We start from the raw sequence: 11460 nt of genomic DNA on the forward strand, positions 1-11460 counted from the left end.
AATGAGCGACCAAGACAAGTTCCGCGAAGAAGCCCTCGAGTATCACCGGCAGTACCCGCCGGGCAAGATCAAGATCGTGCCGACCAAGGCGCTGACCACGGCCAAGGATCTGGCGCTGGCCTATTCACCGGGCGTGGCGGCGGCCTCCGAGGAAATCGCCAAGGACCCGCTCAAGGCGCTCGACTACACTGTGCGCGGAAACCTGGTGGCGGTCATTTCCAACGGTACGGCCGTGCTCGGCCTGGGCGATATCGGTGCGGCGGCTTCCAAGCCGGTGATGGAAGGCAAGGGCGTGCTGTTCAAGAAGTTCGCCGATATCGACGTGTTCGACGTCGAGATCGACGAGCGCGATCCCGACAAGCTGATCGAAATCATCGCCAGCCTGGAACCGACCTTCGGCGGCATCAATCTCGAGGACATCAAGGCGCCGGAGTGCTTCAAGGTCGAGGAAGCGCTCAAGGAGCGCATGAATATCCCGGTCTTCCACGACGACCAGCACGGCACGGCGATCATTGCGGCCGCCGCCCTGGTCAATGGCCTGCAGCTCGTCGAAAAGAAGATGGACGACATCCGCCTGGTCGCCTCCGGAGCGGGTGCCGCGGGCATGGCGTGCCTGGACCTGCTGGTGACGATGGGTGTCAGGCGCGAGAACATCGTCGTCTGCGACCGCGAAGGCGTCATCTACAAGGGACGAGCGTCCTACATGGACGATCGCAAGGCGACCTATGCCGTCGAGACCGAAGCGCGCACGCTGGGCGAGGCGATCAAGGGCGCCGACGTTTTCCTGGGCGTGTCGGCACCGGGCGTGCTCAAGCCCGAAATGGTCAAGAAGATGGCCGATCGGCCCATCATCCTGGCCCTGGCGAATCCCGTGCCGGAGATCATGCCCGATCTGGCGCGCGAGGCGCGTCCCGATGCGCTGATCGCCACCGGCCGCTCGGACTTTCCCAACCAGGTCAACAACGTCCTGTGCTTCCCCTACATCTTCCGGGGCGCGCTCGATGTGGGCGCGACGGCCATCAACGACGAGATGAAGATGGCCTGCGTGAACGCCATCGCCGAGCTGGCCCAGATGGAAGCCTCCGACGTGGCCGCCCAGGCCTACGGCGGCCAGGCCCCGAAGTTCGGGCCCGAGTACCTGATCCCCCAGCCCTTCGACCCGAGACTGCTGGTGCACTTGGCCCCGGCGGTGGCCAAGGCCGCCATGGATTCGGGCGTGGCCGCCCGGCCGATCGAGGATCTCGACGCCTATACCGAACGGCTCTACCAGCATGTCTTCCGCACCGGCTTGTTGATGAAGCCGGTCTTCGACGCCGCCCGCAAGGACCCCAAGCGCGTGGTCTTCGCCGAGGGTGAAGAGGAAACCGTGCTACGTGCGGTTCAGACGGTGGTGGATGACGGCCTCGCGAAACCGATTCTGATCGGCCGGCCCAAGGTGGTCGACATGCGCATCGAGCGCGCCGGCCTGCGGCTGAAGCCCGGCGAGGACTTCGAGCTAGTCAACCCCGAATCCGATCCGCGCTTCAAGGAATACTGGCAGACTTTCCACGAGATTACCCAGCGCCGCGGGGTCACGCCCGATTCGGCCAAAGCGCTCGTGCGTACGCGCACGGCCGTGATTGCCGCGGTGATGGTGCACCGCAACGAGGCCGACGCGATGATCTGCGGTGTGGTCGGCCGCTACCAGAAGAAGCTGCAGTACATCAACGAGGTATTCGGCACCCGCGACGATTGCGGCACGCTGGGCGCGCTGTCGGCCATGACCAACGAAAACGGTGTGTGGTTCGTCTGCGATACGCACGTCAACCCCGACCCCACGGCCGAGCAGCTCGTCGAGCTGACCCTGATGTCGGCCGAGCGTCTTCGGATGTTCGGGATCACGCCGCGTATCGCGCTTTGCTCGCACTCGAACTTCGGCAGCCACGTCAATCCATCGGCCTCGAAGATGCGCCAGGTCTTCAACATGTTGCGCGAGCGCGCACCCGACCTGGAAGTCGAAGGCGAAATGCGTGCCGACGCGGCACTGATGCCGGCGATCCGTGAGCGAATCTTCCCCAACTCGCGTCTCAGCGGCGAGGCGAACCTGCTGATCATGCCCAACCAGGACGCCGCTCACATTGCCTTCTCCATGGCGCGAGTGGTCGGCAAGGGCGTGACCATTGGCCCGATGCTGATGGGCATCGGCCGCCCGGCCCACGTACTCACCCCCTCGGCGACCGTGCGCCGCGTGGTCAACATGACCGCCATTGCCGTGGTCGATGCCCAGCACTACCAGCGGCGGCAGCAAGCCAGCGGCGAGCTGTTCGACTGACGACCAGCTTTTTTCCTGCCAGTAGCTGAAGAACCCGGTGCGCCTTGTCGCACCTGAGCATTGCGGCTTCCGGGAGCATTCCCGGCATTGTCGAACTGTGTGCTTGCGAACAGACAGGTTCTGATTGCAGTCTCATCATGGGTTCCTGTCGCAGTTCGCAAAGGAACACCCTGCAATGAAACGCTCCACCCCGATTTTCTCCCGACAATCTCGTCTCCTGGCCGCGCGCACATCGATGGCCAACGGCTCAGGGCGGATATCTGTGGAACTGGCATTCTGGATCATGGGCATTGCGCTTATCGCGACCTATTTTCTGATAACCACCGGCCTGGAGAGTGAACGCAAGCAGGGTATCGAATTGTTCTCCGAGGCGCGGGCGGCAGCAACAGTGAGCCACCGCCTGGAGGATCTTCCCCTCGCCGGCCAGACCCTGGCGTTGTTGAACAGCCAGGAAGTCGCGCCTGAAGCGACCCGTGCAAGGGTTGCCGATGCCGACGAACTGCCGATTGCCGTATTGCGCATTGACAAGGTGGCGCTTGAGGTACCCGTCTATCCGGACCTGAGTGAGTTGAACATGAGCCGGGGCGCCGGCTGGATCGGCGGCACGGCCGCACCCAACACGAGCGGCAATATGGCGATCGCCGCCCATCGCGATCGCTACTTTCGTCCGCTCAAGGACATCCAGGTCGGCGACACCATGGAGCTGGAGAGTCTCTCCGGCCGTGGCGAGTATCGAGTATCGAGGATCGCCATTGTTGATCCGGACGATGTGTCGGTTCTCGATGACACGACCGAGCCCACCGTCACCCTGGTCACCTGTTACCCGTTTTATTTCATCGGCAATGCACCGCAACGCTACATCGTGCAGGCCGTCGCCGTTGATCAACCCGGGAACGCGCGCCGAATGGGCGCAGTTCCCACCGCATCACCATCAGGAGAAACACCATGAACACCCGTTTAAACGTATTCGCCATGACATCAGTAGCCTTGCTGCTGGGTCTGGCATCGACTGGCAGCGTGATCGCCCAGGAATCCAGACAGGCAATGCCGGGACCGGAAGTGGACCGGGCAAGCTGTAGGGATGTCGAATGGAATCGCAGTCTGCTGCGTAACTACCCCTGGGTCGCCGAAGGGTGCCAGGAAGCCATCATCGTCGATGGACAGAAATGGGCCCGCTTCGAAGCCGAATTTGAGCAGTTCCATCGTGATGGGGCGATTACCTCAGACTTCAGGGACGAAAACGGACGCTCGCTTGGCAGTGTGCGGCTGATGCCGGGCCCGGACCAGCGCGTGATGCTCGATGGCCGTCCATATCGGTTCTCCGAGCTGAAGGAAGGCCAGGTGCTGAACTTCTATGCGCCGGAAAACGCTTATGCCTTCACCACCAAGCCGGGCGCGTTGGATACCGAGAAGGTCACGATCGTTGAACCCCGGAAGGAACAGGAAATGGCCAAGGCGCAGCCGGCCAAGACCGAGCAGCCGGAAACTCTGCCGGCCACCGCTGGCCCGTTGCCGATCATCGCCTTGGGCGGCATGTTGTCGCTGATGGGTGGCGTCACACTGACCACGCGTCGGCGCCTCAAGGCCCCGAACGCCTGAACCACCAGCTATGAAGTAACTCGCCGGGTGGTCGCAAGCCGATCGCCCGGTTTTGTTTAAAAGGAATCTCCCATGACGATTGCCAAGATCATTGAAATTTCGAGTGACTCCACCGAGAGTTTTCAGGATGCCATCGAGTCCGGCATCAAGCGTGCCGAACGAACAGTCAAGAATGTAAAAGGCGCGTGGATTTCTGAACAGAAACTCACCATTGACGAAGGCAAGATCACGAACTACCGAGTGATCATGCGAATCAGTTTTGTAATCAACTAGAAATGGCAGCGCAGGCGGGGAGCATGGGCGCTTTTGCGTCCATGTTTTTATGTGGGTCAACGAACTGAGGCGGCAGTGAGGCCGACGGTAAGGTGCTCTGTCAACCAGGAACAACGTTGCACGGGGGGCGGAGTCCATGTCTGATCACAAGTCCACGCGTCATCTGTATCGTCACCGATGGCGGTGCTCCGATCCCCTGGGGGATTGGGAGAATGAAGGTGGCAGTCTATGTTGGACACCCGCGGCGGATCGGTCCGGCCGCCGACAAATACCCAGCCATGCCGACCCGGACTTTGCGCTGCTCGACGCTCTGCCGCTTGGGATCCTCATAACCAATCATCGCGGTAACATCACTTACAGCAACCCCGCCTGTCAGCGCATGTACGCCGTTACCACATCGAGGCTGATCGGCATTCATTGGAGCCAGCTCATGGATTCCGATGATCAGGCGGTTGTGCCAACCGATTGGCGTAAATTCAACCAAACAGACCGGCCTTTACAGTTCGAGGTAAGAATTGTCACCGGCTCCGGACAGCGTATATGGACACGCCACAGCATCGCCAGGCTGGGCGATCGAACCGCATCTGGCGCCCATATCCATACCATTGAAGATATCAGCGGAATCAAGGCCGCGGAACAGGCGAAACAGGCAGCCTTGGATGATCTATCAGGGGAGCGAGAACGTGCGCGTGTGACGCTGGAATGCATCGGCGACGCCGTGATCAGTACGAACGCCAGGGGACACGTAACCTACCTGAATCCAGTTGCGGAGCGACTCACCGGTTGGCTTCGAGAGGAAGCCGGCGGCCAGGCGCTTGATCGGGTCTTCAAGGTAATCGATCCGAAAAATGGTAAGCCCATTGAAAGCCTGGCCGGGCGTGCCATGGCAAGTCTGGAGATTGTGCAAATGCCGACAGACTGTGTGCTGCTACGCCCCGACGGTAGTGAGTTGGCCATAGAGGACTCCGCGGCCCCGATCCTAGACAAGAGCGGTCAGCTCACGGGCGCGGTCGTGGTCTTTCGTGACCGCAGGCTATCACGTGAAAACACGGCAAGAATGGCCTATCTGGCGCGTCATGATGCCCTGACTGGATTGCCGAATCGTGTCGCATTCGGTGAACACTTTGATCAGGCTCTGAAGCTTTCCCGGCGGCACCACAGAAGGTTGGCTCTGCTCTTCATCGACCTCGACCAATTCAAGCAGGTCAACGATAGCCTGGGACACCATGCGGGTGACCGGCTGCTGAGGGCCCTGTCTCGAAATCTGGCAGGCTGCGTTCGGGGCACCGACCTGCTCTGTCGCTACGGCGGAGATGAGTTTGTCGCCTTGCTCAATGAAGTCAGGCAACCTGAAGATGCCGGCAAGGTGGCTCTGAAGATGCGTGCTGCGGCAGCGAAGCTTCAGCACACTCGGGATTGCAACATCAGTCTGGAGGTAAGTATCGGAATCAGTATTTGCCCCGAGGATGGCACTGAAATGGACGTTCTGATGCACCGGGCAGATGCTGCTATGTACCACGCCAAAATCGATAACGAGAAAGGCTACTGCTTTCACGAGGCAGGTATGGAGCGACCGGTGGTTGGGTCACGGTTCGACCATGCTGCCGATTTGATTCAGCATTCCTGCAATCGGGACCCAACCGGGCAATAATCGAGCATTTTGCCTCGCAGGCCTGTGCTGAGGTCCATTCTCGAAACTCCGTATGCTACCGAACAGAAAGGAACCCCGCCAAGGTGATCCAATGGGGCTGAACATTTGCAGCAACTTCAGGATCCCTTGAGCATGACCATGCGTAAGCCGCCACTCGCAACAGCAAACGTAAGCTTCTTCGTCGCAGCCCACGTGCTGGCCCTCGTGGCCGCGCCCCTCTGGGGCATATTGGTCGGTTTCAGCGGGTGGACCTGGCTAACCGCCGGTCTGATCTGGCTGTTCAGCGGGCTCTCGATTACTGCTGGATATCACAGGCTGTGGTCGCACCGAAGCTACCGCGCCGCGTGGCCACTGAAACTATTCTTTGTCGTTTTCGGTACCTTCGCGCTGCAGAATTCGGTACTTGTCTGGTGTGCTCGTCACCGGGTCCATCACCGCTTTGTCGATGATTCCGAGCGGGATCCCCACTCCATTCGAACTGGGTTCTGGCATGCTCATATCGGCTGGATGCTGCGTCACTGGTCCTCAAGCGAGGTCGATTTCGAGCAGATCTGGGATCTCGAACGCGATCCGATTCTCAAATGGCAGCATAAGCACTATTGGCTGCTTACCTGGTTTCTTAACCTTGGGGTCCCCGTCGCGTTGGGGTTCCTGGCCGGCGATGTAATCGGCATGATACTTTTGGCTGGCGCCGTGCGACTGGTATTCAGCCAGCATTGCACTTTCTTTATCAACTCTCTGGCCCACACCTGGGGCAAGCGACACTACAGTGACGACAACAGCTCGCGTGACAATGGTTGGCTGGCGCTGTTGACCTGGGGCGAGGGGTATCACAATTTTCATCACGCCTTTCAGGCAGATTATCGAAATGGCGCCCACTGGTGGGATTTCGATCCCGGGAAGTGGCTGATAGCGGCAAGTAAGGCTGTTGGACTGGCTGGCGGCTTAAAGCGCACGCCGACCTTCAAGATGCGGCGGGCCCGCGTACAGATGCAGTTCCGAAAACTCGAGAACCAGCTTGCCGCTAGCGATTCCGAAGAGACCTGGGCCCGGACTATCGAGCGCGAGTACCAGCAGTTCAGGGACACGGTTGCCCAGTGGCAAGCCGTTCAGGCCGAGCGCGTTCAGGCCGGTAGCGCGGCACTGCGCTATCGCTGGCAAGCCCCCACTTTCGGAAAGCGTCTCCGGCAGCTCGAGCGGCACTTGAAGGCCCAGGCCGGGCGTCTGGCTAGTTTGCAGCAGGACTGGCAAGCCGGAAGCCGCAGTGCTGGCTGAATTACCATCGGTTCGCTCCACGTGCTATATGGATCAGCACCCCAGCCACCAGCATTACCAGCAGTACACCGGCCATTAGGTAGGTCTGAGAGGCCAGAGCCTGGACTGCCTCCAGCAAGGAGCGCTGTTGGGGCGAATCCAACCCGAACCAGGTAATGGCCGCGACAACCATCAGGCCGAGAAAAGCCAGGTCAAACAGCCTGTGACTCTGCACCATCGCAAATGCCGCCAGTGTCATGACCAGCCCGAGCGGCATGTACCAGAACGAGCCGGCCAGCAGGGCATGCCAAGTGGCGATAGCAGCCGCCATGACACCCAGCGCGGGTGACAGCAAGACAAGGACGATTGCGAGCGCGCAAAAGAGAAAATTTAGTGCTTTCGGTCGTTCGCGAGCTGAAGTGGGCTTATCCATGACGCCCATCTTGAACGTTTCGGACGTTGTGATCTGTACGCGATCGCACGCAGGCCCTACCTGCCAATGGTTATCTCGAACGTTTCGTCAGAGAATCGTCCAGGAGTATCTACCACTCTGCCGAACATGCAGGATGCTCATAGCCTGGACGAGCGTGTCGCAGCGTACAGACCTGGCCCTGTACAACAGCAACAATGATCAACACTTCCAGGGGGCGATTATCATGCCGCTGGTGCTGATGGCCCGGTGACATTTCAGTCACATGGGTAACCTAGGAGAATATCAATGAACAGGTTCATTTCGATGAAATACGCAGTCGTTCTTCTGCCCGCTCTTACAATGGGTGTTTCTGTTGCGTCGGCCGAGGATAAGAAATGCGATTGTCCGTGTGATTCCGAACGGACCAGCGTAAGCGCTGAAAAGAGTCATGGTAAGCAGGGTGCTGAGCAAGCTGCCAATGCCTCAACACGTTCGCGCCTGGCACGCGAGTCAAGGTCTGACGCCAAGGCCGATGCCGCCGCCAAGGAAGCCGCCGAGGCCAGAGCTGTTGAAGCGAAATTGCACTATCTGGCAAGCAAGCCTGCTGATGATTACTTTTCAAGCAATATTGTGGGCCATGAAGTAATGAATAGGCGAGATAATAAGGTTGTCGGCAAGGTCAATGAACTTCTGATTGACGAAAATGGCCAGATAGGTGCGGTTATTATGAGTACCGGTGGCGTCATGGGTCTGGGTCAGAAGGATCTGGCTATCGCATGGGACCAGGTTGAACGCAAAGTGGACGGCGAAAGCATTACGCTTTCCGTTGACGTATCCGACCTTAGCCTGGTTGAAGCACCTGCCTTCGCGCGCAAGTAGTTCCAGGAAGATAGCGCTGAGCACTTGCCGATGAAGTAGTCATCGGGAGTGCTTGGTAGCTGCGATGGGTTCAAAAGATCAGGCCGCTCAGAGCGGCCTGATTTTTTCCGTTTGCGAGAATGTTTGTCAGATTTCTTTTCATTTACCAGCGAATGAGTATTATTCCCGGCTGGGTGGAACAAAATCTGTCCAGCGGTTTGCCTGAGTGCCAGCTGGAGTCGTGAGCGGCTCTCTGCGGAGTCCTGTCAGTTGAGCGTGGTCTGATCCCCACCGTGCTCGCGTTAGCTGTATGACCTGATCCCCCAGGGTGGTAATGCTCGTGTCGGTTTCAATGTTCTCCATCGGGTGCCTGATGCCTTCTGTTATGCGGATGCTTGAGTCTTCGAGCGTAGGTTGATCCTCTCTGGGAGTTGTGTCTGTTCGGAAGCAAACAGCACACCCATTTTATGCTCGCGGGTGTTGGGTGTGCCAGCGTACCGACTGTTATTTCGGCGAAGGATACCGTTGTAATCGAATTATCCGGGTCTTTGCTGCGTGAGGCGCTTTGAATCATGAAATTTAACGTCAAGAAATCAATCAGCGTTGTCTGGCTCGCATTTGTATTCTTGCAAGGATGCGCAGTCAATCCGGTCAGCGGGGAACGCGAGTTCGTGCTGGTCAGTGAGGAGCAGGAAATCGCCATGGGCGCGCAGGGCGCCGAGAGTGTTAATCAATCCGTCGGATTGGTGGAAGATGAGAGGCTCCAGGGATACGTTCAGAAACTCGGTATGAACCTGGCGGTGGACTCGGAGCGGCCTGACCTGCCCTGGTCATTCGGCGTGATCGATGATCCCACACCCAATGCATTTGCCTTTCCCGGTGGCTACATCTTCATAACCCGTGGCCTGATGGGCTTGATGGGTAACGAGGCCGAATTGGTAAGTGTTCTGGGTCATGAAATCGGGCACGTAACCGCACGCCACTCGGTTGCCATGATGACTCGTTCCCAGGTAGCCCAGATCGGCCTGGGGGTCGGAAGCATTCTCAGCCCCGAACTGGCCGAGTTCAGCGAGGCCGCCGCGGGTGGATTGTCCTTGTTGTTCCTCAGTTACGGGCGTGATGCGGAACGCCAGGCGGACGATCTCGGGTTCCGTTATGCGCTGGATCATGGATACGACGTGCGCGAGATGGTCAATGTATTCGCATCCTTGCAGCATGCCGGCCAGCTTGCCGGTGGCAGTCCCCTTCCCAGCTGGCTTTCCAGCCATCCCGATCCGGCCGAACGGATTGAGCGCATCGAAACCCGGCTGAGCAGGCTCGATCGGTCGCTGGGCGGGACGCGTATCGGTCGGAATGATTATCTGGCCCGCATCGACGGCACGGTCTTTGGAGTTAATCCGCGACAGGGATACTTCGAGGAAAACCGCTTCAATCACCCGGATCTGGCATTTCGGCTCACGTTTCCCAAGGGCTGGCAAATGCAGAACCTGGCCCAGGTCGTACTGGCCGGCAGCCCCGAAAAGGATGCGGTGGTGCAGTTGACCCTGACAGCCGGCACGGTATCTGAAGCCGCCGGGCAATTCTTCCAGCAGGAAGGGCTGACTTCCAGCGACGTGGGCCGGCAGCAGATCAACGGGCTTGACGCCATCCGTGGCCGCTTCCAGGCCCAGACATCGAACCGCCAGCTTGGCGGTCATGCGGCCTTCATTGCTCACGGTGAGCACGTCTACCGCCTGTTGGCATTTACCCCCACCGACCAACTCAGCCGCCATGATTCAGCTTTTCGGAAAACCACCGGCAGCTTCGCCAGGCTCACCGAGCGTAAGGCGCTGGACAGGCAGCCCGATCGCATTGCCATCGTACGAGCTCCCCGGACCATGACGCTGACGTCGTTCAATGCACAGTATCCATCGGTCATTGACATTGAACGCCTGGCGTTGATCAATCAGCTATCCGGGCCCGAGGTGACGATTCCGGCCGGAACCCGGGTCAAGCGGGTCGTCCGCGAACCTTAGCCGAGACATCTCCTCTCTATACACGCTGGCTTGGGTGCGCTATCGCACCGACGTTCTCGACATCCTTAGACACACTGGGTGACACCCGGTGTATTAAACGCGGGTCTTACTCTTCAAAGAGAGCATAAAACTCATGAACTTGTCTGCGATGCTGACTCCTTTGATCTCGCTTGTTGCCGGTATTCTCATCCTGATTGTGCCGCGCTTGCTCAGCGTAATTGTCGCCATCTACCTTATTGTCGTCGGTCTGATCGGCCTGTTCGGAATGACCGATTTCAACTTCTGACACATGGTGAACCGAAAGCGTACGCATATAGCGGTATGTCTGATTAAAACGGGCTTGGCAGCGATGCTGCTGTTGCTTGCCGTGCCGGCGCTTTCCCAGACAGCACCGGACCTCGGGGCAACCAGTCCATTTGGAATCGTCTCAGAAACCTATACAAATACCGCCGGGACGACTGTGGATGGCGATGTCTGTTATACGACTCCGCCTGCCGTTAACCCCACTGTAACCGGCACAATCTTTGTGCCATGCCCGCCCGAAACCGGAACGGATCAGAATGCCGCCCGGGCCGAACTGGACGCGCAGGCATGTACTGATATCGGTGCTGCCGTAGCGCTGGACCAGATCAGTATCGGCGGTGGGCCGGCCGGAGAGTTTCCGCCCGGCTGCTACTCGAGTTCCGGTGCGATGACCATCACCGCGAACACGACAGTCACGCTGAGAGGCGATGGGGTTTTCATTTTCAGGCCGGCCGGCGCGCTTGATCCGGCCGCCGGTTCCAGTGTCGTCGCAGCTGATGGTGCCTGTACGGATAATGTCTTCTGGACGCCGGGCGGTGGCACGACCATTGGCGCCAATGCCGCTTTTATCGGAACCGTCTTTCGTGGTACGGCCGCCGGCCTCAGTATTACTCTGGGAGATTCGGCAACGCTTGAAGGCAGGGCTCTGGCATTTGGCTCGACCGTCACTACTGCCAACAACGCAATCACCGTTCCCGATGCATGCCCGGAGGCAACCGGCACCATCATTGTCGAAAAGCAGACCCTCCCCGGAGGCAGCCTGCAAAGCTTCGGCTTTACCGGT

General features: G+C 59.0%; 11 protein-coding genes. 10 read left to right on the top strand and 1 reads right to left on the bottom strand.

The window, feature by feature from the left end; translation table 11 throughout:
• The first annotated feature begins 1 nt into the window (after nucleotide 1).
• From DZK26_RS03970 to DZK26_RS03995, 6 genes are all read left to right on the top strand, one after another.
• Complete coding sequence (locus DZK26_RS03970; RefSeq protein ID WP_116898708.1) at nucleotides 2-2311, top strand: NADP-dependent malic enzyme; 2310 nt, start codon at nucleotides 2-4, stop codon at nucleotides 2309-2311.
• Nucleotides 2312-2486: 175 nt separating this feature from the next.
• Nucleotides 2487-3260, top strand: a complete 774-nt coding sequence (locus DZK26_RS03975; protein ID WP_116898709.1) for a class D sortase — start codon at nucleotides 2487-2489, stop codon at nucleotides 3258-3260.
• Between the two features lie 38 nt (nucleotides 3261-3298).
• Nucleotides 3299-3910, top strand: a complete 612-nt coding sequence (locus DZK26_RS03980; RefSeq protein WP_116898710.1) for a hypothetical protein — start codon at nucleotides 3299-3301, stop codon at nucleotides 3908-3910.
• A gap of 72 nt (nucleotides 3911-3982) precedes the next feature.
• Nucleotides 3983-4183 carry a dodecin family protein gene (locus DZK26_RS03985; protein WP_116898711.1) on the top strand — a complete coding sequence of 67 codons (201 nt, stop codon included), beginning with the start codon at nucleotides 3983-3985 and terminating at the stop codon, nucleotides 4181-4183.
• A 136-nt stretch (nucleotides 4184-4319) separates the two neighbouring features.
• The gene (locus DZK26_RS03990) at nucleotides 4320-5834 is read left to right on the top strand and encodes a diguanylate cyclase domain-containing protein (RefSeq protein WP_116898712.1); all 1515 of its coding nucleotides are present in this window, start codon (nucleotides 4320-4322) and stop codon (nucleotides 5832-5834) included.
• Between the two features lie 132 nt (nucleotides 5835-5966).
• Nucleotides 5967-7109: a fatty acid desaturase gene (locus tag DZK26_RS03995; protein WP_116898713.1), complete on the top strand. Its 1143-nt coding sequence runs from the start codon at nucleotides 5967-5969 to the stop codon at nucleotides 7107-7109.
• Between the two features lies 1 nt (nucleotide 7110).
• Here the strand turns inward: DZK26_RS03995 and DZK26_RS04000 are convergent, their stop codons facing one another.
• Nucleotides 7111-7521, bottom strand: a complete 411-nt coding sequence (locus DZK26_RS04000) for a hypothetical protein (RefSeq protein WP_147306690.1) — start codon at nucleotides 7519-7521, stop codon at nucleotides 7111-7113.
• A 285-nt stretch (nucleotides 7522-7806) separates the two neighbouring features.
• Between DZK26_RS04000 and DZK26_RS04005 the strand changes: the two genes are divergently transcribed.
• From DZK26_RS04005 to DZK26_RS04020, 4 genes are all read left to right on the top strand, one after another.
• Nucleotides 7807-8379 carry a PRC-barrel domain-containing protein gene (locus DZK26_RS04005; RefSeq protein ID WP_116898715.1) on the top strand — a complete coding sequence of 191 codons (573 nt, stop codon included), beginning with the start codon at nucleotides 7807-7809 and terminating at the stop codon, nucleotides 8377-8379.
• A 605-nt stretch (nucleotides 8380-8984) separates the two neighbouring features.
• Entirely contained in the window at nucleotides 8985-10373 is a 1389-nt protein-coding gene (locus DZK26_RS04010) for a M48 family metalloprotease (protein WP_181918438.1), read from the top strand.
• A 133-nt stretch (nucleotides 10374-10506) separates the two neighbouring features.
• Nucleotides 10507-10659 carry a DUF3096 domain-containing protein gene (locus tag DZK26_RS04015; RefSeq protein ID WP_116898717.1) on the top strand — a complete coding sequence of 51 codons (153 nt, stop codon included), beginning with the start codon at nucleotides 10507-10509 and terminating at the stop codon, nucleotides 10657-10659.
• A gap of 63 nt (nucleotides 10660-10722) precedes the next feature.
• Nucleotides 10723-11460, top strand: a 738-nt coding sequence (locus tag DZK26_RS04020) for an ice-binding family protein (RefSeq protein WP_181918439.1), incomplete at its 3' end; no start/stop codon positions are given.

The sequence above is a fragment of the Wenzhouxiangella sp. 15190 genome, from assembly GCF_003417465.1.
Lineage (GTDB): Bacteria > Pseudomonadota > Gammaproteobacteria > Xanthomonadales > Wenzhouxiangellaceae > Wenzhouxiangella.